The sequence below is a fragment of the Sphingomonas molluscorum genome (assembly GCF_039522995.1).
GTDB lineage: Bacteria > Pseudomonadota > Alphaproteobacteria > Sphingomonadales > Sphingomonadaceae > Sphingomonas > Sphingomonas molluscorum.
In genome coordinates, this window is the sequence record NZ_BAAAEL010000011.1 from 63,328 (window position 1) to 87,894 (window position 24,567).

The 24,567-nt window shown below is 68.4% G+C and carries 17 protein-coding genes; 16 read left to right on the forward strand and 1 reads right to left on the reverse strand.

What is annotated here, in order from left to right; translation table 11 throughout:
• The first annotated feature begins 148 nt into the window (after positions 1 to 148).
• The 7 genes from ABDZ92_RS12500 to ABDZ92_RS12530 are packed head-to-tail and all read left to right on the forward strand — an operon-like array spanning position 149 to position 8,776.
• A complete protein-coding gene (locus ABDZ92_RS12500; RefSeq protein ID WP_241211869.1) occupies positions 149 to 1,564 on the forward strand; it encodes a 3-keto-disaccharide hydrolase in 1,416 nt (471 codons plus the stop codon).
• Positions 1,565 to 1,580: 16 nt separating this feature from the next.
• Positions 1,581 to 2,891, forward strand: a complete 1,311-nt coding sequence (locus tag ABDZ92_RS12505) for a Gfo/Idh/MocA family protein (protein WP_125961117.1) — start codon at positions 1,581 to 1,583, stop codon at positions 2,889 to 2,891.
• Positions 2,892 to 2,895: 4 nt separating this feature from the next.
• Positions 2,896 to 3,741: an FAD:protein FMN transferase gene (locus tag ABDZ92_RS12510; protein WP_125961116.1), complete on the forward strand. Its 846-nt coding sequence runs from the start codon at positions 2,896 to 2,898 to the stop codon at positions 3,739 to 3,741.
• Positions 3,738 to 5,018: a Gfo/Idh/MocA family protein gene (locus tag ABDZ92_RS12515; RefSeq protein ID WP_125961115.1), complete on the forward strand. Its 1,281-nt coding sequence runs from the start codon at positions 3,738 to 3,740 to the stop codon at positions 5,016 to 5,018. Before ABDZ92_RS12510 ends, ABDZ92_RS12515 begins: the two co-directional genes overlap by 4 nt.
• A 49-nt stretch (positions 5,019 to 5,067) precedes the next feature.
• Positions 5,068 to 6,216: a Gfo/Idh/MocA family protein gene (locus tag ABDZ92_RS12520; RefSeq protein WP_125961114.1), complete on the forward strand. Its 1,149-nt coding sequence runs from the start codon at positions 5,068 to 5,070 to the stop codon at positions 6,214 to 6,216.
• A gap of 47 nt (positions 6,217 to 6,263) precedes the next feature.
• Positions 6,264 to 7,580 (forward strand): MFS transporter, encoded by a 1,317-nt coding sequence (locus tag ABDZ92_RS12525; protein ID WP_125961113.1) that lies wholly within the window; start codon positions 6,264 to 6,266, stop codon positions 7,578 to 7,580.
• A 47-nt stretch (positions 7,581 to 7,627) separates the two neighbouring features.
• A complete protein-coding gene (locus ABDZ92_RS12530) occupies positions 7,628 to 8,776 on the forward strand; it encodes an MFS transporter (RefSeq protein WP_425542291.1) in 1,149 nt (382 codons plus the stop codon).
• Between the two features lie 47 nt (positions 8,777 to 8,823).
• Here the strand turns inward: ABDZ92_RS12530 and ABDZ92_RS12535 are convergent, their stop codons facing one another.
• Positions 8,824 to 9,375, reverse strand: a complete 552-nt coding sequence (locus tag ABDZ92_RS12535) for a hypothetical protein (protein WP_125961111.1) — start codon at positions 9,373 to 9,375, stop codon at positions 8,824 to 8,826.
• A gap of 379 nt (positions 9,376 to 9,754) precedes the next feature.
• On the opposite strand from ABDZ92_RS12535, the gene kduI reads away from it, so the two are divergent.
• From kduI to ABDZ92_RS12580, 9 genes are all read left to right on the forward strand, one after another.
• A complete protein-coding gene (gene kduI / locus ABDZ92_RS12540) occupies positions 9,755 to 10,597 on the forward strand; it encodes a 5-dehydro-4-deoxy-D-glucuronate isomerase (RefSeq protein WP_125961110.1) in 843 nt (280 codons plus the stop codon).
• Positions 10,598 to 10,744: 147 nt separating this feature from the next.
• The gene (kduD, locus tag ABDZ92_RS12545; RefSeq protein WP_125961109.1) at positions 10,745 to 11,500 is read left to right on the forward strand and encodes a 2-dehydro-3-deoxy-D-gluconate 5-dehydrogenase KduD; all 756 of its coding nucleotides are present in this window, start codon (positions 10,745 to 10,747) and stop codon (positions 11,498 to 11,500) included.
• Positions 11,500 to 12,513: a sugar kinase gene (locus ABDZ92_RS12550; protein WP_125961108.1), complete on the forward strand. Its 1,014-nt coding sequence runs from the start codon at positions 11,500 to 11,502 to the stop codon at positions 12,511 to 12,513. The genes kduD and ABDZ92_RS12550 overlap by 1 nt, the downstream gene beginning before the upstream one ends.
• The gene (locus ABDZ92_RS12555; protein ID WP_125961107.1) at positions 12,500 to 14,074 is read left to right on the forward strand and encodes a carboxylesterase/lipase family protein; all 1,575 of its coding nucleotides are present in this window, start codon (positions 12,500 to 12,502) and stop codon (positions 14,072 to 14,074) included. The genes ABDZ92_RS12550 and ABDZ92_RS12555 overlap by 14 nt, the downstream gene beginning before the upstream one ends.
• Positions 14,075 to 14,361: 287 nt before the next feature.
• The gene (locus tag ABDZ92_RS12560; RefSeq protein WP_125961211.1) at positions 14,362 to 17,316 is read left to right on the forward strand and encodes a TonB-dependent receptor; all 2,955 of its coding nucleotides are present in this window, start codon (positions 14,362 to 14,364) and stop codon (positions 17,314 to 17,316) included.
• A gap of 64 nt (positions 17,317 to 17,380) precedes the next feature.
• Positions 17,381 to 18,370 (forward strand): alpha/beta hydrolase, encoded by a 990-nt coding sequence (locus tag ABDZ92_RS12565; RefSeq protein WP_272695569.1) that lies wholly within the window; start codon positions 17,381 to 17,383, stop codon positions 18,368 to 18,370.
• Positions 18,371 to 18,493: 123 nt separating this feature from the next.
• Entirely contained in the window at positions 18,494 to 19,222 is a 729-nt protein-coding gene (locus tag ABDZ92_RS12570; protein ID WP_125961228.1) for a 2-keto-4-pentenoate hydratase, read from the forward strand.
• Positions 19,223 to 19,462: 240 nt separating this feature from the next.
• The gene (locus tag ABDZ92_RS12575) at positions 19,463 to 23,299 is read left to right on the forward strand and encodes a LamG-like jellyroll fold domain-containing protein (RefSeq protein ID WP_125961209.1); all 3,837 of its coding nucleotides are present in this window, start codon (positions 19,463 to 19,465) and stop codon (positions 23,297 to 23,299) included.
• Positions 23,296 to 24,480, forward strand: coding sequence for a DUF885 family protein (locus ABDZ92_RS12580; RefSeq protein ID WP_125961207.1), 1,185 nt, complete (start codon positions 23,296 to 23,298; stop codon positions 24,478 to 24,480). The genes ABDZ92_RS12575 and ABDZ92_RS12580 overlap by 4 nt, the downstream gene beginning before the upstream one ends.
• The last annotated feature ends 87 nt before the right edge of the window (positions 24,481 to 24,567 follow it).

A 24,567-nucleotide genomic window follows, 5' to 3' on the forward strand; every position in this document is an offset into this window, starting at 1 on the left:
GCGTCAACCCCTTGGGCGCATCTGACGGTACAGTACCTCCTTAAAATGTCTGACAGCCTCTTGCATGTGGCCGGACCGCCTTTTACGCATGGAGCATAAAGCGCGTGGCAACGACCAATGCGCGTCCGGGGATGAGGATGATGGCGGAATGAGCGGAAGCGCAATCGCGTCCAGCAGCAAGTCGCGTCGCGCGGTGGGCAAGGCGGTGCTGGCAGCAGCCGTCTGGACGGCAGCGATGCTGGTCGGCTTCGCGCCACCCCTAGCCTCCCTCCGCGCCGAGACTGCCGAGCCGTGGCGCAACATCACGCCCGACGCCGCCTTGAGGGGCTGGCACAGCACGGGCGGGAATGCGCGCTACACGGTGGTCGGGGGCGAACTGATCGGCCGAGCCGCGCCGGGCAAGACGAACAGCTGGCTCGTCTCCGACGCCACCTATGGCGACTATATCATGGAGTTCGACGCCAAGACCGATCCGCTGCTCAACTCGGGGGTGATGGTGCGCGGCCAGAGCCGGCCCGACTACCGCAACGGCGTCGTACACGGTTATCAGGCAGAGATCGATCCGTCGGCGCGAGCATGGAGCGGCGGCCTGTACGATGAACAGCGCCGCCTGTGGCTCTACAGCCTCGGGCGCAACGATCCCGCCCGCAAGACCTTCCGCTCCGGCGACTGGAACCACTACCGGATCGAGGCGATCGGCAACCGTCTGCGGACCTGGGTCAATGGCGTTCCCGCGGCCGACATCGTCGACGACGCGGACGCGCGGGGCTTCATCGCCTTCCAGGTGCACGCGATCCCCGAGGAGCAGGCGCTGAAAGGGCCGGAAGTGCGCTTCCGCAACATCCGCGTGATCACGCAGGCGCCCGCACGCTATGCGCTTCCCGAGAACGCCCTGGAGCAGCAGGGATGGCTCGCCAATCAGCTGAGCCCGGGCGAGCGCAAGGCGGGCTGGTCGCTGCTGTGGGACGGCCGCAGCACCAAGGGCTGGCGCAGCATCAAGGGCGACGGCTTTCCGGTAAAGGGCTGGGCGATCGCCGACGGGGCGCTTTCGGTCACCGGAGGGGGCGGCGACCTCGCTACTGCGGCCCCGTACCGCGACTTCGAGTTGTCCGTCGACTATCGGCTCACCCCCGGCGCGAACAGCGGCATCAAATATCGGGTGGCGCCTGGCACCGGTTCGGTCGGCCTCGAATATCAGCTTCTGGACGATGCACGGCATCCCGATGCCAAGATGGGCCGCGACGGCAACCGCACGCTGGCCGCCCTCTATGACGTGATCGCGCCGCAGAATCTTCTCGACCCATCGAACCCGGGGAAGCGGATCAACCCGCCGGGCGAGTGGAACCGCGCGGTGATCGTCGTGCGCGGCAACCATGTCGAGCACTGGCTGAACGGCTTCAAGATGGTCGAGTTCGAACGCGGATCGCCGGAATTCCGCCAAGCGGTCGCGCAGAGCAAATTCGCCGGCCAGCAAGGCTTCGGCACCTGGGCCGAGAGCCCGATCCTTTTGCAGGACCACGGCGACCGGGTGGATTTCCGCTCGATCAAGATCCGTCAATTCTAGATCGGGGGGAAGAACGATGCTCGACCGTCGAACGATGATCAAGGGTGCCGGAGCCACGGTGGGCGTGGCGATGTCGGCGCGCAGCTATGGGCGGATCAAGGGAGCTAACGACCGCGTCCATGTCGCCGTCGTGGGCGTGAACGGCCGCGGACAGGCGCACATGAGCGCGTTTTCCAAACTGCCCAATGTTGCCGTCACCTACCTCGTCGATTGCGACAGCGCCGTGCTGGCGAAACGCGCCGCGGCCTCTGCGGAGCGCGGGTTCCCGGTGAAGACGGAGCGAGATTACCGACGCCTGCTCGACCGCAAGGTCGTCGACGTGGTCACCGTCGCAACGCCCGACTTCTCGCACGTGAAGATCGCCACCGACGCCATGGACGCAGGTCACCACGTCTATTGCGAGAAGCCGGTGGGCATCGCTCCCGCAGAGGGCGAGGCGATGATCGCGGTCCAAAAGCGTACCGGACGCAAGCTGCAGATCGGGAACCAGCAGCGTTCCAGTCCCGAGACGCGGCAGCTCGCAGAGCGGATCAAGTCCGGCGAACTCGGCCATGTCTATGAGGCGCAAGCATGGTACGGCATCGCGCGCAAGCCGATCGGGCGCGGCCGGCCAGTGCCGCCCCCTGCCAACCTCGATTGGGACCTGTGGCAAGGTCCGCGGCCGCGCGCGGCGTACCGGTCCAATCTCGTTCCCTACAACTGGCATTGGGTGTGGCAGTACGGAACGGGAGAGATCTGCAACAACGCCATGCACGAGATCGACGTGGCGCGCTGGCTGATGGGCCTCGCCTATCCCAAGGAGGTGGCCGCGCGCGGATCGCGCCAGTTCTTCACCAACGACGACTGGGAAATGTACGATACGATGGCGCTCGACCTCGCCTATGAGGGCGACCGCATGATCCGCTGGGACGGGCAAAGCGGCAATGCGATGCCGCGCTTCGGCCGCGGTCGCGGCGTGCTGCTGCTCGGCACCAAGGGATCGGCCGTGGTCGACCGGAACGGGTTCGAGATCTACGATCGCGAAGGCAAGCAGACCCGAGCCGTTAGCGCCGCGGCGACATCGGAGACGACCGGCACCGTGGGCGAAGGCGTGCTGGACGTCTACCACGCGGGCAATCTCGTGGACGTGATCCGCGGCAAGGCAGCATCGCTGAACTCGCCCATCGAAGAGGCGCACATCAGCACCACCATCTGCCACCTCGGCAACATGGCCTATCGCACCAACCAGGCGCTGACCGTGGAGGGAGCGACGGGCCGTCCCTCGAACGCCGAGGCGATGAAGCTGTGGGCGGTCGACTATGAGCCGGGATGGGAGCTGAAGGCCTGAGCCGGTGACGACCGAGCCCGGCGTCCTGCGCTTCGCGGCGATGGGGACGCGCGTCGAGCTTCATCGCTTCGACGGCGGCGACGATGACGCGCTCGCCGTCGCCCGGCGCGCGATCGAGGCGGTAGATGACGCGCTTACGATCCACCGCCCCTCGCCCGCCACGGCCTTGAACGAGGCGCTGTTGTCGGGCCGCTCCGCCCCCGTCGACGACGCGCTGCTGTTCGATGCCCTGGAGGCCGCAGCGGACGGCCATGCCGAGACGGTGGGCTTGTTCGACATCGCAGCGGACGTCCGCACGGGCACGACATGGACCATGGTCGCTTTCGATCGGCATGCGCGCCGGGTCAGGGCGGACCGGTCTTTGGCGCTCGACTTCGGCGGATTGGGCAAGGGGATCGCGCTCGACCGCGCGACGACGGTGCTCCGCGAAGCCGGGGCGACTTCCGCGCTCCTTACCTTGGGCGAGAGCTCGATCGCGGTGCTGGGCGAGCACCCGCTGGGCGGAGGCTGGCCATTCGCGATCCCGCATCCGGAGGATCCGGAGATCGAGCTGCTGGCGCTGGAGCTTGCCGACAAGGCGCTTTCGATCTCGGCGACCGTGGGGGCCGGGACACGAGCGCCGGAACGCGCCGCGATCATCCGGCCGCATACCCGCGTCCCCGTTGGTGCGCCGCTTTGTGCGGTGGCGGTGGAATCCAACGGCACCCGCGCCGAGATCATGAGCACCGCGCTGGTCGCCGCCGATGAGGATGCGGCGGAACGCCTTCTTCACGGGCGGTCGAACTCCCGCTTCCGTTTCGGCCTCGGCCCGATCGATTCACCACAGCGCACAAGGACCTTCGCTGCATGACCGACCAAAGCTTTGATTTCACGCGTCGGTCGTTCCTGGATCGCGTGCTGGCGGCTACCGCCGCCGCGGGAGTCGCAGGTGCTGCACCCTGGGCCGTCTCTGCTGCGAACGCCGCTTCCGGCGGGTCAGCTCTGGCCGGCGCGGGCGATCGCGTCCGGCTGGGCGTGATCGGCACCGGCGATCGCGGCCGCGCGCTGATGCGCAACATTGTAAAGACCCGCAACTGCACTGTTGCCGCGGTGTGCGACATCTATGCTCCCAACTTGGCCAAGGGTCGCGAGATCGCCGGCGCGAGCGTGCCAGCCTTCACCGATCATCGTGCCATGCTCGACGCAGGTGGGCTGGACGCGCTGGTGATCGCCACGCCGCTCGACCTGCACGCGCGCCACACCATCGATGGCTTCGATGCGGGGCTGCACGTCTGGTGCGAGAAGGCGATGGCCCGGACGATCGCGGACTGCGGAGCGATGGTCAGCAGGTCCAAGGCGGCGGGCAAGGTGCTGCAAATCGGCCATCAGCGCATGTTCCACCCCACCTACCTGAATGCCTTGAAGCGTGTGAAGGCGGGCGAGATCGGCAGTGTCACCCAGATCCGCGCCAGCTGGCACCGCAACAACAGCTGGCGCCGGCCGGTCCCCGCCGGGGCCGACGACCGCCACGTCAACTGGCGGCTGTATCGCGACAGCTCCGCGGGGCTGATGACGGAGCTCGCCACGCACCAGCTACAGGTCGGCAACTGGTTCCTAGACGGGGTGCCGACCCGCGTCATCGGGTCCGGCAGCATCTGCTTCTGGAAGGACGGGCGGGAGGTCTATGACCATGTCGCGCTGATCTATGAATACAGCGGCGGGCGGAAGTTCATCTACACCTCGTTGCTGAACAATGCGCGCTACGGCTGCGAGGAGCAGATCCAGGGAAGCAAGGGCACGATCGAGCCCGAACTCGGCCGCATCTATGCCGAGGTGCCGCCGAAGGTGCTCGCACTCCAGCGCATGCGCCAGGACGTGGCGCGCGGGCACAAGCGAACCGTGCCGATCGGAGGGGCCACCTGGTTCCCGGAGCTGCCCGTCACCACGCCGGGCGAGTCCCTGGGCTGGGGCGAATATGACGAGACCATGCTCCAGTTCGAGGGCTTCGGCGAAGCGGTCCGTTCCGGCAGGCCGCTGCCCGGGCTGCTCGCACAGGCCTATCAGGCAAGCGTCGCCTCGCTGCTCGGCGAACAGGCGATGGACCGTGGCCAAGCGATGCCCTGGCCGACCGGCCTGGTTGACGTCTGATCCTCCCCACCCTCTGTTGCCAGACTTCCCCTCTGCCCAAGGACTCGCCGTGACCCACACAGACCGCCGCACCCTTCTCGGCCTGGCTGCTGCCGCCGGCCTTTCCGGCCTTGCTGCCGATGCACTCGCACAGTCTGCGGCCCGCGGGGACGCCCCGACGGAAGGTGCGCCCGCGCGCCCGGCGCCGGAAGCCAAGTATCGCGTGCCATTCGGCGTCATCGGCATGGATCATGGCCACATCTACGCCATCACCGACGCGATGATCCGCGGTGGGGGGGTGCTGACCAGCTTCTATTCGGCCGTGCCGGAGCAGGTCGCGACCTTCCAGAAGCGCTACCCCGGCGCGAAGCTCGCCCGTTCGGAAGACGAGATCATCGAGGACCGCCGGATCAAGTTGGTCTGCAGCGCCGCGGTCCCGGGCCTGCGCGCGCCGCTCGGCATCAAGGCAATGCGCGCCGGCAAGGACTTCCTCGGCGACAAGGCCGCGGTCGTCACGCTGGAGCAACTCGCCCAGGTGCGCGCCGCGATCAAGGAAACGGGCAAGAAGTTCGGGATCATGTATTCCGAACGGCTGGAGGTGCCCGCCGCCGTACAGGCCGGACAGCTGGTGCATGACGGCGCCATCGGTCGCGTCCTCCAGACCGTGAACCTCGCGCCGCACCGGTTGGGGGCGCCGAACCGGCCGAAGTGGTTCTGGGACACCGAGCGGAACGGCGGCATCCTGACCGACATCGGCAGCCACCAGGCAGACCAGTTCGTCTATCTGACCGGTACCAAGCGCGCCAAGGTCGTCGCGTCCCAGGTCGGCAACTTCGCCCATCCCGAATATCCGCAGTTCCAGGACTTCGGCGACATGGTGCTGCATGGCGACGGCGGCACCGGCTATGTCCGCGTCGACTGGTTCACGCCCGACGGCCTACCGACCTGGGGCGACGGGCGTCTCTTCATCCTGGGCACCGAAGGCTATATCGAGCTGCGCAAATACGTGGACATCGAGGGGCGGCCCGGCGGCAACCACCTGTTCCTGGCCGACCGCAAGGGCACGCGCTATCTCGACTGTTCCAAGGTGCCGCTTCCGTTCGGCCCCCAGTTCATCACCGACATCGTCGAGCGCACCTCCGTCGCGCAGGACCAGGAAGGCGCGCTGCTGGCGGCCGAGCTGGTGCTGAACGCACAGGCCAAGGCGACCCGCGCCTGAGCACCCGGTCCCGCGGCTTCGCCGGCACTACAGGAAGAAGGCAGAAGATGGTGTTGCCAAAAGCTCCCGCCCCCGCGCTTGCCCGTCCTGCCACCAACGTCCGCTGGATCATCTGCGCGCTGCTGTTCCTGGCGACGACCATCAACTATGTGGATCGCCAGATCATCGGCATCCTGAAGCCCACCCTGGAGGTTGAGCTCGGCTGGAGCGAGGTCGACTACGGCAACATCGTGTTTTGGTTCCAGGCTGCCTACGGACTTGGGCTGCTTGCGTGCGGGCCGGTGATCGACCGTATTGGCACGCGGCTCGGCTATGCGGGTGCGATCGGGCTTTGGAGCTTGGCAGCGATGCTGCACGCCCTGGTACGCACGCCGCTCGGCTTTTCCGGCGCGCGATTCCTCCTTGGCCTGGGCGAGGCCGCGAACTTCCCTGCGGCGATCAAGACGGTCGCCGAGTGGTTTCCGCGCCACGAGCGCGCGCTCGCGGCAGGCATCCTCAATGCCGGTGCCAATGTCGGCGCGATCGCCACGCCGATCGTCGTGCCGCTGCTGACCATCCACTTCGGCTGGGAGGCAGCCTTTGTGGTGACCGGGCTCATCGGCTTCCTGTGGCTCGTCGCGTGGCTCCGCTATTATCGCCAGCCTGCCGCGCACCCTCGGGTGAGCGCATCCGAGCTCGCCTACATCGAAGCCGACGCCGCCACAGAGCCGCAGACCCGCGTGCCTTGGCGCCGCCTCTTCGGGCAGCGTCCGACCTGGGCGTTCGCCATCGCCAAGTTCCTGACCGATCCGGTCTGGTATTTGTTCCTGTTCTGGCTGCCGGACTTCCTGTCGAAGCAATATCAGCTCGATCTGAAGACGTTCGGCCCCCCACTGGTCGCGATCTATCTGCTGGCCGACGCGGGCAGCGTCGGCGGCGGCTGGCTGTCGTCCGCACTGATGAAGCGGGGGTTCGGGGTCAACGCCGCGCGTAAGCTCGCGCTGCTGGGCTGTGCGCTGTGCGTGATCCCGATCCTCTTCGCCACGGGCGCTTCCCATCTTTGGAGTGCCGTCGCGATCCTGGGTCTCGCCGCGGCGGCGCATCAGGGATGGTCCTCCAACCTCTACGCCGTAGTGTCGGACACGGTGCCCCGCGGCTCTGTCGCGTCCGTCATGGGGATCGGTGGTGCTGCGGGGGCGATCGGCGGCATGATCATGGCGCAATATGTCGGCCACGCGCTGGAGTCCTTTGGATCCTATTGGCCGGTGTTCGTCTGGGCTAGCAGCGCCTATCTGATCGCGCTCCTCATCCTCCATCTGCTCCTGCCGCGGATCGGCGAAGCCGAAGCCGGCGCGGAAACCGGGCCCGGTCCGGCTGTGGTGTGAGCCGGGGCGGCGATGTGACCGGAGAATGTCGCGGACCGGGAATGCTTCTGTGCGCCGGCTATACCGCCCTTGCCTATCTGGCGGTCGGGCTTCCCCTCGCAGTGCTGCCGGGCTGGGCGCTGGATCTGGGGTTCGGCCCGGTGGTCGGGGGGCTCCTTGTCTCGGCCCAGTACCTGGCAACGGTAGCCAACCGCCTGCTGGTGGGGCCGATGATCGATCGCTCAGGTCCCCGCCGAGGTGTCGTGCTGGGGTTCCTGTGCTGCGCAGGCGCGGGCATCGCCACCGTCGCCGCCCTGCAGTTCCCCTCACCCGCCGCGGCATTGGCCGTGATGCTGGCCGGCCGGCTTCTGCTGGGCGCAGGCGAAAGCCTTGTCAGCACCAGCGCCATGCTATGGGGGATCGCCCGCATCGGTGCTCCACAAGCCGCGCGGATGATCTCCTGGAACGGCATCGCCACCTATGCAGCGATCGCGGCAGGTGCGCCGCTGGGCGTAGTCCTCAGCGAGCGCGGCGGTCTGGTGCTGCTCGGTGCGGCCCTGACGTCGATCGGCATCGCCGGCTGCGCGCTCGCACTAGTCCAGCCGGCAATGCGCGGCCCAGAGGCAGTTCGCATGCCGATACGGAGCGTTTTCGCCCGCGTTTTTCCGTTCGGGGCAGCGCTCGCCCTGGCGACGATGGGGTTCGGAGTGGTGACGGCATTCGTCACCCTCTTCTTTGCGGCGGCCGGATGGCCGGATGGCTGGATGGCCCTCTCCGCCTTTGGCGGCGGTTTTGTCGTCTCACGCATGCTTTTTGCCGCACGCCTCGAAAGCCGGAGCGGTCTGCGAAGCGCCTCCCGCTTCCTTGCGGTGGAGGCGGCGGGCCTCGCGCTTCTGTACCTGTCCGCCAGCCCCCAGATGGCCGTTGCTGGTGCCGCGATCACGGGGTTCGGCTTTGCGATGATCTTCCCCGCGTTGGGCGTCATCGTGATCGAACAGGTGCCGCCGCAAAGTCGCGGAACGGCGATCGGCACCTTTGCACTGTTCGTCGATGCCGCGCTGTGCGCAGCAGGTCCGCTCGCGGGCGCGATCGCCCAACGCTCGAACTACGCCCTTCCCTTCGCCGCAGCGGCCCTTTGCGCGGTCGTCGGCCTGTGGGTCACCATAGGCCTTCGAACTGCCGGGCGGAGGCACGCAGCAGAGCGGGTGACGTGGTGACACGCCCGCGGCGACGCCGCGCTCGACCGGCGAACCCCTGCGCCTCCTCAGCCCTGCCGGAGCGCGCGCCGGGCCTCCTCCGTCACCGTATACACTGCCTGCCGCTGTGCACCGCGGTTGTGGTGGTCGACGCGATAGCCCTCGTAATGTCGCCGGACGAGCCCAGCGCGCACGAGCTCCGACACCGCTCGACTGACGTTGGTCCGGCCCGACTGACGTACGCGCTTGCGCACCTGGCTCTCGATCACGGCCTCCGCCTCTGCCGGGTCGGCGGGCAAGGCGCGCTTGGCCTGCAGTTCCGCACGTACCCTGCCCGCGATCGCGCGCCGCCGTGGATCCCGCTGGGCCACCGGCATCAGCGCGTCGCACAGCCAATCGCGCACCGGCACGCGACGATTGCCCTCCCGCACGAAGGGACCGGCCGAACCGGTCTGGGCGCTCGCCTGGGCGATCAGGTTCAGCACCATGAAGCTGTAGCGGGGGCGCTCGCACAAGGTGGACAGGCGTTCGAGGACGGCAGGCAGGTCCATGGACCGCGCGGGCACCGGCGCTGCCGGCTCTTGAGCCACGGGGACCGCGAAGAGATCGGGCTGGAACATGGGAACATTCCAAGCACAGAGCAGCTCCGATGTGAATCCCCAGCGCGGCCCCACCCATGTTTTGACCACGAATGGCACTTTACCCGGGTAAAGTGCCACGGACGGCAGTCGGCGTGCGGTCGTTCACCCACCTTGCATCCCCTTCTGACACCGCTTACCAAGGCGCATGCCCATCAAGAGGCAGGGGAGAGGCCGGTGCCGCAATCAACCGCCCAAGCTTGTGATCGTCGGATCCGGTCCGCCGGGGTGGTCGGCACGCGCGCGCCCGTTGCGGCACGCCCGTCCGAAGCGTACCGCTGTCTCCACGCGCTCGGCGCCCCCTCGTTCGCCCGCCTTTCCGCTGCGCACCGCGCCGCCTGACGTTCCAAGAGGAGCCACCATGTTCGAACGCACCTATTACGCCACCCACCCCGACATGATGGAGTGCGTCTCCAACGAGGAACTGCGCGACCGCTATCTCATCCAGGGGCTGTTCCGCGAGGGTGAGTGCGTGCTCAACTACACCCATGCCGACCGCTTCGTGATCGGCGGCGTCGCCCCGGGCGCCGAGCCCGTGAAGCTGCCCGACCAGGTCGAGCCCGCGTCTGCCGCCGGCCACCCCTTCCTGGAGCGCCGCGAGCTCGCGATCGTCAACATCGGCAAGACCGAAGGCACGGTCACCGTCGACGGCGAGACGTTCACGCTGGGCAATAAGGACTGCCTCTACGTCACCATGGGGGCAAAGGAGGTCGTGTTCGCCGGCCAGGGCGCACGCTATTATCTGGCGTCCTGCCCCGCCCACAAGGAATTCCAGACCCGCAAGCTCGGCATCGCCGACGCGAAGGCGCTGGAGCGCGGCAGCCTGGAGGAATCCAACGAGCGCACCATCTATCAGCTCGTCATCCCCGGCGTGTGCGACAGCGCGCAGCTGGTGATGGGCCTGACCGTGCTCAAGCCTGGCAGCGTATGGAACACCATGCCCCCGCATATCCATGAGCGCCGCAGCGAGATCTATTGCTACTTCGAACTCGACAATCCCGACACCGATCGCGTCATGCACTTCATGGGTGAGGGCGAAGCGATGCGCCACATCGTCGCCGCCAACGAGGAAGTCGTGATCTCGCCGCCCTGGTCGATCCACATGGGTGCGGGCACCAAGGCCTATGCCTTCATCTGGGCGATGGCCGGCGAGAACCAAGACTATACCGACATGAACGTGCTGGACATCTGCCAGCTGGCGTAACTTCCTATGCTCCCCTCCCTGGAAGGGAGGGGCTGGGGGTGGGTTCCGAGCCGCCAGGCTCGGCTCTCTCCGCCAGCCAAGAGCGCGCCGCTTCGCGACGCGCACCCACCCCCGACCCCTCCCTTCCAGGGAGGGGAGGAGTTGCAAATGACCAATCCCTTCGATCTTTCCGGCAAGGTGGCGGTCGTCACCGGCGCCAACACCGGCATCGGCCAGGCGATCGCCCTCGCGCTTGCAGAAGCCGGGGCCGACATTGCTGCGGTCGGCCGCACTCCGGCCGAGGACACCGTCGCCAAGGCGCGCGCGCTCGGCCGCAAGGCAGAGATCGTCTCGGCGGACCTTTCCACGATCGAGCCGGTCGGGCGCGTGATCGAGGAGACGGTGGCAAAGCTCGGCGGTCTCCATATCCTCGTCAACAACGCCGGCATCATCCGCCGCGCCGACGCGGTCGACTTCACCGAGGAGGATTGGGACACGGTCATCGACACCAATCTCAAGTCGGTGTTCTTCCTCTGCCAGGCCGCCGGCCGCCACATGATCGCCAACGGCGGCGGCAAGGTCATCAACATCGCCTCGATGCTGACCTTCCAGGGCGGCATCCGCGTGCCGAGCTATACCGCATCCAAGTCGGGCATCGGTGGCCTCACCAAGCTGCTTGCCAACGAATGGGCGGCCAAGGGCATTAACGTGAACGCGATCGCACCGGGCTACATCGCGACCAACAACACCGCCGCACTCCAGGCGGACGAAGTCCGGAACAAGTCGATCCTCGATCGCATCCCGGCGGGACGTTGGGGCGATCCGTCCGATCTCGGCGGCGCCGCCGTGTTCCTCGCGAGCCGAGCCGCCGACTACGTCCAGGGTCATATCCTCGCCGTCGACGGCGGATGGCTGGCTCGCTGATGGCCACGCAGCGCCTGCTCGCCTTTGGCGAAATCATGTACCGCATGTCCCCGCCGGGACGGGAACTGCTGCTCCAGACGCCCAAGCTCGACCTGTGGGTCGCAGGCGCCGAGGCCAATGTCGCGACCGCGCTCGCCCGCCTCGGCCACGACGTCGCCTTTGCGAGCCGCCTGCCCGACAACGACCTTGGCCGCGCCTCGATCAGCACGCTGCGCGGGCATGGCGTGGACACGCGCGGCATCCAGCTCGGCGGCGACCGCATGGGGCTGTATTTCGTCACCTCGGGCGCGGGCATGCGCGCGACCGAAGTCATCTACGACCGCGCCCATTCCGCCTTTGCCGAGGCACCGGCCGAGGCCTGGGATTGGGACACGCTGCTCGACGGCGTCGACCGGCTCCACCTGTCGGGCATCACCCCGGCGCTTGGCCCGGTGCCCGCCGAGAGCGCGCTTGCCGCCGTCCGCGCCGCGACCGCACGTGGTGTGGCGATCTCGTTCGACGGCAATTATCGGGCCAAGCTCTGGGAGCGTTGGGACTCCGATCCGCGTACCATCCTGACCGAACTGGTCTCCCACGCCGACCTGATGTTCGGCAACCACCTCGACATCGCGCTGCTGCTCGACCGCACATTCTCGAGCAATGCCGAGGAGCGCCGGCGCGAGGCTGCCGAAGCCGCCTTCGCCGCCTTCCCCAAGCTCCAGATGATCGCCTCCACGGCCCGCCACGTCGAGCATGTCGACCTCCACCGGCTCTCCGCGCGCATCGACGCGCGCGATCGGGCCGCTCAAACCGAGGAGATGGAACTCGCCGGCATCGTCGACCGCATCGGCGGCGGCGACGCCTTTGCGGCAGGCGTGCTCCACGCGCTGCGCCGCGGCGACGATCTCGACACCGCCGCACACACCGGCCTCGCCCTCACGGCCCTGAAGCATTCGCTGCCGGGCGACGCGAGCATCTTCCGCCAGGCCGATCTCGACGCGTATCTCCAAGGCGGGCTTGATGTCCGCCGCTGACGGCTGGACCCGCCGCGGCGCCCTCACCGGCGTGGCGGCAAGCGGCGCGGCCCTGTGGGCGGCAGGCGCCGCAAAGGCCGCTCCCGCCGGAATGGTGCGCGCGCCCGCCGGCGACTTCGTCGGCACCCGCGAGGGCGGCGTCCACGTCTTTCGCGGCATCCGCTACGGCCGGGCCGAACGCTTCCGCGCCGCCGTGCCGGTCGCCCAGCCCGGGACCCGAGTTCTCGCCCAGCGCTTCGGCCCGATCTGCCCGCAAAAGGCCGAAAGCGACGAGGCCCGGTCCGAGGATTGCCTGTTCCTCAACATCTGGACCGCAGAGCCGCGCGTCGGCGCCAAGAAGCCGGTGATGCTCTACATCCACGGTGGTGCCTATTCGAACGGCAGCGTCACCGATCCGCAGACGCATGGTCATCATCTCGCCGCGCGCGGCGACGTGGTGGTGGTGACCGTCAATCACCGCCTCAACGCCTTCGGCTATCTCTACCTGGCGCGCCTCGACCCACGCTTCGCCGACAGCGGCAACCTCGGCCAGCTCGACCTGATCCTCGCCCTGCAATGGGTGCGCGACAACATCGCCGCCTTTGGGGGCGATCCGAACTGCGTGATGGTATTCGGCCAGTCCGGCGGCGGCGCCAAGATCGCCACGATGATGGCGATGCCGGCGGCCAAGGGCCTGTTCCACCGCGCCGCGACCATGAGCGGACAGCAGGTCACGGCGTCGGGCCCGCTCAACGCCACCGCCCGCACCCGGGCCTATCTGCAGCGGCTCGGCGTGACGGAAACCAATCTCGAGCCGCTGCTGGCGATGCCCACCGAACGGCTCGTGGACGCCCTCGACGCGACCGACCCGATCCTCGGCGGCGGTGTCTATTTCGGCCCCGTGCTGGACATGAAGTGGCTGACGCGCCACCCCTTCTGGCCGGACGCCCATCCTCAGGGCCTCGCCATCCCGATGCTGCTCGGCAATACGCATGACGAGACCCGCGCCTTCCTCAGCCCGGACAGTCCCAAGGTGCAGGGGCTCACCTGGGACAATGTCGCCGATCGCATCGCACCCGAGCTGCGCATCGACATCCTGCCCGAATGGGTCGTCGCGCAATATCGCGAGCACTTCCCGAGCTGGACGCCCACCCAGGTCTTCTACGACGCCACCACCTGCGGGCGCAGCTGGCGCGGCCAGGTGATCGAGGCGGAGGAACGGGCAAGGGGTGGCGCGCCCGGATGGGTCTATCAGCTCAACTTCGGATCGCGCACCGATCCCAGGCGAGGCGCCTTTCACACCATGGACATCCCGCTCGTGTTCGGCACGCTCGATGCCCAAGGGTCGCAGACCGGCACCGCCGCGGATGCGCGCACGGCCTCGGCAGCCATCCAGGAGAGCTTCGTCGCCTTCACAAAGACGGGTGACCCGAACCATGCCGGGTTGCCGCACTGGCCGCGCTACGATCGGGCGACGCGCAGCACCATGATCTTCGACACCCGCTCGCGCGTGGAGAACGAGCCCCGCCGCTGGCAGCGCGAGCTGTTCGCCCGCGTGCCCTACATCCAGCCGGGTAGCTGAAATCCACCATGTGGCAGACGGTTGACACCGGTTCCGATCGGCCGCATGTCTATGACACCGGTTACTAGAGCAAAACAGGCCGGTTGAACGACGCGCCAGACAAGCGTCGGATCGAGAGGATGTCGGACGCGGGCCTGTCGCCCGCCCTCCCGAACCGTGCGCGATACAGCGTGTCAGGAATCGTTGCCGATGCCAGACGTCGGCCGTGAGGGGAGAGATTTCGCATGACCATGTCCCGTCGTACGTGCCGCGGATCGTTGCGCCTGGCCGGCGTTTCGCTCGGCGCGATGTCCGCCGCACTGCTGCTTCCGCAGGCGGCCCTCGCCCAAGCCGCCGAGGTCCCGGAGCCGGTCGCACCCGGCACCCCGGCGCAGCAGGATCCGTCGCCGGCCCAGACCGCGATCGTGCCGGCCGATCAGGCCACGCCCGACCCCGCTGCCCAGGTCGCGCCGCCCGAAGCGGACACAGGGGGCGACATCGTCGTCACCGGCTTTCGCCAGTCGCTCGGCGCCGCGATCGCGCTGAAACGCAACACCGTCTCCTCGGTCGATGCGATCGTGGCGGAAGACATCGCCAAGTTCCCCGACCAGAACCTCGCCGAGTCGCTGCAGCGCATTCCCGGCATCTCGATCCAGCGCGATGCCGGCGAAGGCCGCGCGATCACCGTGCGCGGTCTCGGCGCCCAGTTCACTCGCGTCCGCGTCAATGGGCTCGAGACGGTCGCCACCTCCACCGACGGCGCCAGTTCCAACCGTGACCGCGCCTTCGACTTCAACGTGTTCGCGTCGGAGCTCTTCAACTCGATCGTCGTCCACAAGACCGCAGAGGCCTCGCTCGACGAAGGGTCGCTCGGCGCCGTGGTGGACCTCAACACGGGCAACCCGCTGGCCGGCAAGACCGGCGTCACCTTCGTCGCCTCGGGTCAGGCGTCGTACAACGATCTTTCGGAGAACTGGGGTCCGCGTCTCGCCGGCCTGCTGTCGTACAAGAACGACGCGGGCACCTTCGGGGTTGCGGTGTCCGGTGCCTATCAGAGCACCAACAACCTGGAGCTCGGCAACAACACCGTGCGCTGGGCCCAGGGCGTGTTCGATTCGGTCGACGGCACCCCCTGCTTCACGCAGCCCAACCGCGGCGGCACCTATGTCGGCACCCCCGGCGGCGTCTGCGACCAGGTCGGGCTCGCCTTCCACCCCCGCATCCCCCGCTACGGCTCGGTCCGCCATGACCGCAAGCGCCTCGGCCTGACCGGCAGCGTGCAATGGGCGCCGACCGACGCGACCAAGGTCTCGATCGACGCGCTCTATTCGCGCTTCAAGGAAACTCGCGAAGAGAAATGGGGCGAAGTGCTGCTGCGCTCCAACGAGCGGCAGATGAACGTCCGCGACTATACGATCGACGACAACAACAACCTGATCTCCGCGACGATCGATGACGCCTGGGTCCGCACCGAGCATTATCTTCGCGAGTCACAGACCGAATTCTACCAGATCGGCGGCAGCTGGGATCAGGATGTCAGCGACACGTTCCGCTTCACGCTGATGGGCGGCTATTCCAAGTCCAACGCCACCATCCCGGTCGAGACCACCTTCGTGTTCGACGATCGCGACGCGCAGGGCTTCAGCTACGACTACACCAACATGAAGCGCCCGGTGATCAGCTTCGGCACCAGCGTCACCGATCCGGCCAACTTCCAGCTCTCGGAGATCCGCGACCGCCCGTCCAAGACGGTCAACGACTTCCGCACCGTCCAGCTGCGGACGGAATGGGACGTGACGGAGGGGCTGAAGATCAGGTCGGGGGCGATGTACCGCCGCTTCTCGTTCGATACCCAGGGCTTCTCGCGCGATGCGGTGGTCTGCCCGAACGCCGGCGGCACCGACGTGGTGCTCGGCACCATCACCTGCACGCCCAACAGCAACATCGGCCCGACGGCGGTGTACGGTTTCCCGGCCGGGAACCTCGGCGAGCTGTTCAACCTGGGCAAGGCCGGTCAGCCCGGCGGCACCACCACCGAGTTCCTGATCCCGAACATCGATGCAGCGGCGAACTACACCGGCCTCTATGATCGCACCGCCAATGTGCTGGTCGGGGACACCCGCAGCGTCTCCGAGGAAGTGACCGGCGGCTATGTCCAGTTCGACATGGAAGGCGACCTGTTCGGCCTCCGCTACGCGGCCAACGCTGGCATGCGCTATGCACACACTGCGCAGAAGTCGACCGGCCTGACCTCGGCTACGGCGGGCGGCGTCACCACCAATACGCCCGTGACCGTCGAGCGCAGCTATGACGACTGGCTGCCGGCGATCAACGTCGCGCTGTTCCCGCATGAGGACATCGTCCTGCGCGGCGCCATTTCGAAGGTCATCACCCGGCCGTCGCTGGGCAGCCTGACGCCGGGCGGTTCGGTCGACGGGTTCAACTACCGCGTCAACTTCGGCAATCCGCAGCTCGATCCGTTCCGCGCCACCTCGTTCGATCTGTCGGCCGAATATTATTTCGCACCCCAATCGCTGTTTTCGGTCGCGCTGTTCAAGAAGAACATCGCCAGCTTCCCGGTCTCCGGCACCCGCAGCGGCACCTTCGCCTCGACGGGCCTGCCGCTCAGCGTGATCCCGGCAAGTTCGCCGGCCGCCCAGGCGCCGGAAGGACAGCTGTGGCAGATCAGCGGCCCCGTGAATGGCGAGGGTGCGTCGTTGAAGGGCATGGAAATCTCGCTCCAGGCGAGCTTCACCTTCCTGCCGGGCTTCCTCAAGAACTTCGGTTTCCTCGCCAACGCCACCTTCGTCGACTCCAGCGCCAGCTATTCGCAAGGTGGTCCGGCGACCGAGGTGATCCAGCCCGGCGTCAGCCCAACCGGCGCACCCATCCCCGGCGGCACGCTCGGCGCGCTTCCCAACACCACCCGGGACGCGACGCTCTACGGCCTGTCGAAGCGCGCCTACAACGGCACGCTCTACTATGAGGATGCGAGGTTCTCCGCGCGCGCATCGGTCAGCTATCGCAGCCCGTACATCGACGGTGCCTCGGCGACCGGCAACCTGTTCGAAGGCTATGACGAGACGGTCAACGTCGACGCATCGCTCCGGTACAAGGTGACGCCGAGCTTCGAGCTGTCGCTGGAAGGCACCAACCTGACCGACGAATATCGCGATCGGTGGGTCGATATCGACGCGAAGCGCAACTACGAGTCCAACCACTTCGGGCGGACATTCCTGATCGGCGGCCGGTTCAAGATGTAGGTCGTCCCGGGCGCCCCGCTCCCCTCCCTTGGGGCGCCCTTCTTTTCTTCCGCGGGAATTCTGCATGATCGATCGGCGACAGACGCTGGCCGCGCTCGGCTCCGTGATGGCCGCGGCCGCCGCAGGCTCCGCGCGGGCCCAGCAACCCACCCCGCCCGCCCGGGGCACGTCCCCCGATCCCACCGAGGTCCTCGAGCTGTGGCCGAACGGCGCTCCCGGCACCCCCGCCACGCTGCCGGTGGAGCGGATCGAGGAACGCAGCAAGGATCCCGCCCTTTCCGACCGCGCCGTGACCGGCACCCACCGCCCGCGCCTCGTTGTGTTCCGTCCGCGCAAGCCTAACGGCTCGGCGCTGATGGTGGCGCCTGGCGGCGGCTATGTCCGCGTCGTCCTCGACAAGGAAGGCTTCGAGATCGGCCGCTGGCTCGCAGAGCGGGGGTGGACCGTGTTCGTGCTCTTCTACCGCCTGCCAGGCGATGGCTGGGCGGCGGGTCCCGACACCCCGCTCCAGGACAGCCAGCGGGCGATGCGCCTCATCCGCTCGCGTGCGCAGAGCTACGGCATCCGTCCGGATCGCGTCGCCGCGATGGGCTTTTCCGCCGGCGGCCACGTCTGCGGCGACCTCGCCACCCGCTACGATGCGCGCGTCTATGCGCCGGTGGATGCCGCGGACCGGCTGAGCGCCCGTCCCGACATTGCCGCCCCGATCTACGCCGTGCAGTCGATGCGCCTCCCCTTCGCCCACGGCGGATCGCGCAAGCAACTGCTTGGCGCCAACCCCACGCCCGCGCTCGAAGCTGCGCACAGCCCCGAGGACAACGTCCGTGCCACCACCCCGCCCTGCTTCCTGGTCCATGCCGAGGATGACGCGACGGTGCCGGCCGAAAACAGCCTCGCGCTGCGCGCCGCTCTCAAGCGCGCGGGCGTACCGGTGGAGACGCACCTGTTTACCGAGGGCGGCCACGGCTTCGGCATCCGCGGTGCGGCGGGCAAGCCGGCGGGGATCTGGCCCGAACTGTTCGCGCGCTGGGCAAAGACCCACGGCTTCGGCTGAACGCGAACCGGTGTCGCTGACACCGCTATCAGATTTGGATTGGAGGAGCTCCAGGTGGCGACCGTATTGCAGCAGAATATCGAACGCATCGCCGATACCTTCGTGCGAGCGCGCCGTGAGGGCATGGCGATCGTCCACTATCCCGGCACCATCCCCGCTGCGCTGGCAGAGGCCTATGCGGTGCAGGATCGCGCCCTCGCGCTCGACGGCCGCCGCGTCGCGGGGTGGAAGGTCGGCAAGATCGACCCGCCGATCGAAGGCGTGAACCGCCTCGCCGGCCCGATCTTTGCCGACCAGATCGTCACCGCCACGGGCGCCGGAACGCCGGTCGCCATGCCGGTATTCCGCGGCGGCTTCGCCGCAGCCGAGGCCGAGTTCCTGCTGCGCGTCGGCACTGCGCCCGATCCCGCCAAGCTCCACTATACGATGGAGGAGGCGATCGACCTGATCGACGCCGTCCACGCGGGCATCGAGATCGCCAGCTCTCCCTTTTCCGGCATCAATGCGCTCGGTGCCACCGTCACCATCTCCGACTATGGCAACAACAACGGCCTGGTGATCGGCCCGGCGATCGACAACTGGCGCGACGCCAACATCACGGACTGGCCGGTCGAGCTCACCATCGACGGCGCCCCGATCGGCGCCGCCACCGCCGCCACCATGCTTGACGGACCCTTCGGCGCGGCGCGTTTCCTGTTCGAGCTGCTCGCCGCCCGCGGCATCGCGCTCCAGCCGGGCGACTGGATCTCGTCCGGTGCCGTCACCGGCGTCCACCTGGTGTCGGTCGGCGCCCGCGTCGACGTCCGCTTCGACAACCGCCTCGCCACCGCCTGCACCATCGTGGCGCGGTGACAAGTCCCGCTCGTCCCGCCCCAACCTCCCGTACCCCGGCGAAGGCCGGGGCCCAGTTGGGAAAGCCTCTGAACAGCGCGTTCCCGCTCGACCCGTGCCGCAACTGGACCCCGGCCTCCGCCGGGGTACAAGTCCGCCTGAAACTTCCCGCTCGCCGCCCTGACCTGCCACTGTAGAACTACCGCCACCGGCCAAACAGACGGGGACCACCCCGCACCTCCGCCGGCCCGAGGAGAGAGAATGACCCGTTCCCCCGTTTCCGCGCTGGCCCTCGCCGTCGCCCTCCTCGCCGTCCCGGCCGCAGCCCAGACCCAGGCACCTGCCGCCGACCAGAGCCTGATCTTCCACGCCACCCTCGACACCGGCTTCACCGCCGAGCACGCAGCCGGCGACCCGGTGCCCAACTTCCGCAGCGGCATGAGCACCGTCGCCGATGGCGCCATCGGCGGCGCGGCGCGCTGGTCGGACGCGGGCTACGTCGCCTGGAAGGCACCCGGCAACATGCGCGCCGAACGCGGCACCCTCGCCTTCTGGTGGCGTGCGCGCGATCCCTTGAACGACGTCCCCTTCGTGATCTTCCGCACCGGATTTGCCGATCACACCAGCTGGGACATGGCGTTCCTGCGCATCGACTGGAACGGCCACGGCTTCGACGCCTTTGTCACCGACGCCAACCTCGCGCGCATCCGCGTCTCCTACACCATCCCGGAAATCCAGGATCCCAACGCCTGGCACCACCTCGCCTTCGCCTGGGACGAAACGGTGGGCGTCCGCCTCTATGTCGACGGACGCGAAGTCGCCGCCAAACGCCAGACTGCCGATCTCGACTCCGGCCTCGACCAGTTCGGTCTCGCCGGCCGCGTGATCTCGCCCCACCAGGTGCAGAGCCGCTATAATTTCATGCGTGGTTCCGACGTGGACGACCTGCGTGTCTATGATCGCATGCTCGGCGCCACCGGCGTGACGGCGCTCGCCGCCAAGCAGGAGCCCGCCGCACCCCCGGCCGACGATGCCGCCGCCCGTCGGACCGCCTGGCTCCACCGCTATGGCTGGGACCGGCAGAGCCCGCCCGTCCTCACCGACTCCGCCACCACCATCCGCAAGGTCGAGTTCGCCGACGCGAAGGACCTGAAGCAGTGGATGTGGAAGGGCGTCGACGGCATCCCGGAGACGACCTGGCCCGGCGTCTACAACCGATCGAAGCTCCCCGGCCGCGACGACTATTTCCAGCTCCCCGACTGGAACGTCTATGTCGAGGGCGGCAAGACCTATGACCTCGCCGTCCCCGCGGGCGAGCGCTTCAACCGCGTTGCCATCCGCGGCGCCGCATACGGCACGCTCGCCTATGCGCCCGACGGCGGCGACTATGCGACGCTGGCCAAGCGGCCCCAAGGCGTGGTCCGCACCAGCGACAGCTTCGCCACGAAGACAGGCGGGCGCCTGCGCTTCACAAACGTGATGCAGGAACAGCCCATCCAGGAGATCTGGGCCTACAACGTCACGGCAGGAACGCCGGCCAAGGGCCTGTTCAGCCTCGATTATGTCGTCGATGCCAGGGCATCGTCGCGGCTCCCCGCCCTTTCCGCGCTCAACGCCTATGTGGCGGGCCGCTATGCCCCCGACGAGCAGGCCACCGCCGTCGCCATGCCGGCCGGCGGGATCAAGACGGCGGTGGGTGCCGGCAGCTCGGCCGAGACCGGCGCTGCCGTGCGCCGCGCCGATGCCCGCCCGATCGTCCACCTGCTGGTTCCCTCCAACTTCGGCGACGCCTTTCCGGACAGGCCGCTGGCGCGCGCCTGGGACTATGGCTGGCAGAACCTCCACGCCGGGCTCGATGGCATCGCCATCGACCTGCCGGCGATGCAGCTGAAACCTGACGCCAAGGGCCTGATCCCGCTCAGCATCACCGTCCACGATCCGATCTGGCCCGATCGCCAGATGATCGACGTACAGGTCTCGGTCCGCCCGGGCGAGGCGCGCACGCTGTGGTTGGACCTGCGCGACCGCATCCTCACCAACGACAGCCTCTATCTTACGATCGCGTCCGCAGCTCCCAATTTCAGCGCCGATGCGCTGAACGGTGCCAAGCTGCGCCTCGTCTTCAAGGATCGCGCCGAGGCCGCCCGCGAGCATGTCGCCGACCGCTTCAACCAGGTGAAGGACAATTGGGGCTTCCTGGTCGAGGAGCACACCGCCTCCAAGAACGCCGGCCTCTATCGCCGCCTATTCGCCGACATCTCTGACCTGCTGCGCGTCGATCCCGACCATGCGGAGGCGCGGCGCTACTGGGCGGACATCAACTACCGCCCCGAGAACATGCCGGCCTTCACCCAGCCGCAGCCGCGCGCGGGCGTGCCGCTCTGGGCGTTCCGACAGCTTGAGGACCTGAAGCTCGCCCGCCCCTTCGTGAACTGGTGGATCGACGAGCGCCAGGTGCCGTACGGCGACTTCGGCGGCGGCATCTCCGACGACACGGACCTCACCCAGCAATGGCCCGGCCTAGCGCTGATGGGCGTCGATCCCGACAAGATCAACGCGTCGCTGCGCGCGCTGGACGAGGCCGTCTACAGGAACGGCATGATCGAGAACGGTCTGGGCGTCCTCACCACCGACGAGCTCCACGCCTATGAGGAAGGCCTCAACGCCGACGCCGAACGCCTCTACCTCAACTGGGGCGAGCCGCGCACGGTCGAGCGGATCATGGCCACGACCAAGGCGCTCGGCGGCATCATCACCCGCAACCCCGCCGGCCATCTCCATTTTTCCTCGAACTGGTACGGCGCCCGCAAGGTCTACCGCGAGGGCGCGTTCGAGTGGCAGAAACCCTACAGCTTCACGGTCCTCCACGGCCCGATCCTGCTCGGCCTCTACAACGCCAGCCCCGCCGCACGCGATCTGGTGACCGGCGTCGTCGACGGCCTGATGGCGCACGGCACCCAAGGAGCGGACGGCAACTGGAGCTATCCCAACGAGGTCAACTGGCGCACCGATGCCACTCGCGTCGGCGACGGCGGCGGCGCCACCACCCCGCTCCAGTCCGCCTGGGCATCCTGGCGCTTCACCGGCGACGCGAAATACCTCCGGCCGATCGAAATGCGCCTCGCGAAAGCCGGGCTCGGCGCGCTCGCCGAGTTCAATGAGAACGCCTTTCACGCCCTCCCGATAGGCGGCCAGCTCCTCGCAACCGCACCGGCCAAGGCCGAGGCTTCGGGCGATCCCTTCGCGCTCTACAGCGCCTGGGCCGCGACCGGCGATCGCAGTTGGCTCGAACGCCTCCACGCCGACGCCGTCGCCGACAAGGCGCAGCACATGTACATGTACACCGAAGGGCACTGGTGGTCCGATCGCGTCGACCAGCCCAACGAGATCCTGCAACGCGAGCGCCTGGGCGGCATTGCCCTGCGTCGCAACCAGACCTGGCCCGGCAACACGGTCAGCTGGCGCTTCGACCAGCCCGAGGCCGCGACCCAGGTCGCGATCCTCGTTCCCAACCCCAAGCCCGACGCCTTCCGCGTCATCGCCTACAACACCACCAACCAGCCCCAGCGCGCGACCATGACCGGGTGGACGGTAACCGCCGGCACCTGGACGATGAAGGCCGCCACCAGCAGCGACGGCGGCACCACCCTCACCCCCGCCGACAGCCGCCAGCTCACCCTCGAGCGCAGCGCTTCGACCGAGGTGACCTTCGCGCCCGGCACCACCACCGTGCTCGACTTCACCCTCGATCAGGCGAGCGGCCCGGTCGAGCAGCGCCCCGACCTCGGCATCGGCACCGACGACGTGATCGTACAGGGCCGCCGCGTGTCCGTGACGGTCCACAGCCTCGGCTCGCAACCTGTGGCCGGCGGCGCAGTGACGCTGGTCGACGGCGCCGGCCACGAGGTCGCCCGCGCCGCCGTGCCCGCGCTCGCCGCCCCAACCGACCTCACGCCCAAGACCGCCATCGTGCGCCTGAGCATCCCCGGCGGCGTCGATCCTGCCACCCTTTCGGTCCGCATCGCCCTTCCCGGCGATGCTCCGGAGGTGACACGCCAGAACAACCAGGTCCCGCTCGCCGGGCTCGTGCGGAAATGAAGGCGACACGGCGCACCGTGCTGGCCGGGCTTGGCGTCCTCGCCACCCCGGCACTCGCGCTCGGGGGCCGGGCCGACCTTCGCGCCGCCCTGGACGCGGCCGAGAAGGACGGCGACCCCGCGCACCTCGCGGGCTTCGACGCCCGGACGCTCCCGCCCGGCCAGCGCCTCGACCTGCTCACCGCCCGCGCCGGGCTCGCGACCGACGCGAAGCTCGCTACCGCCACCGGTACCGAGCGCTACGCCCTTCTCCTCCAGCAACGCAGCGGCAGCAACGTCACGCCCGAACGCACCCGCGAGCGGCTGACGCGCGAGCTCGAGCACCTCACCGCGCGCGCCGACCGGCTGTTCCGCGGCCTCGGCCGGACGCGAGGCGCGATCGGCGAGCGCTACCGCGCCCTCTTCGCCGACCCGCAATGGCACTATCCAGACAGCGGCGCCGGCCGCGACCGAGCCACCGCCGACATGAACCGCGTGCTCGACGCCGCGCGCGCGCGCGTCCCCGCGCTGCTCGGCCCCGTCCCGCCCTTCTGCCTCGACGTCACGGCACGCCGGCTCTCACCCGCCGAACTCGCCGCCGGCCGCGGCGGCTATCGCGAGCTGCCGACCCCGGGAAAGCCCGGCGCCTACGTCGTCGACCTCAAGGATATCGCCCGCCGCCCGAGCTGGAGCCTGACGGGCGCCGTCCACCACGAGCTGCTCCCGGGCCACATGACGCAGATGCCGATGGAGGTGCTTGCCCACCCCCATCCGCTGCGCCTGCGCTACGCCCCCTCCTATGCCGAGGCGTGGGGGATGTATGCCGAACAGCTCGCCGCCGCCGACGGCGTCTACAAGGGCGACCCGCTTGGCGAGCTCGGTCACATCCACTGGCTGTTGTTCCGCGTCACCCGCGGCCTCGCCGACCTCGGCATCCACCTGGACGGATGGAGCATCGACCAGGCCCGTGCACAACTGATCGTCTGGCAAGGCGAGCCCGGCTATTTCGCCCCGTTCGAGATCGACCTGCCCCGCATCGCCAAGGAACCCGCCACCCGTGCCGCAGAGGCCATGGCCTGGCTGGACCTCGCCGACACCGCTGCCCGCGTACCGGTTGCGAGGCGCGTGGCGTTCCACCAGGCCATGCTCCGCCACGGCCGCATGCGCACCGAAGCCTATGGTGACTGGAAGCGCCTGGCCTGAACCACTCCCGTACCCCGGCGAAGGCCGGGGCCCAGTCGGGAAGGCCCCGGAAGAACGCGCACCGATCGCCACTGCACCGCAACTGGA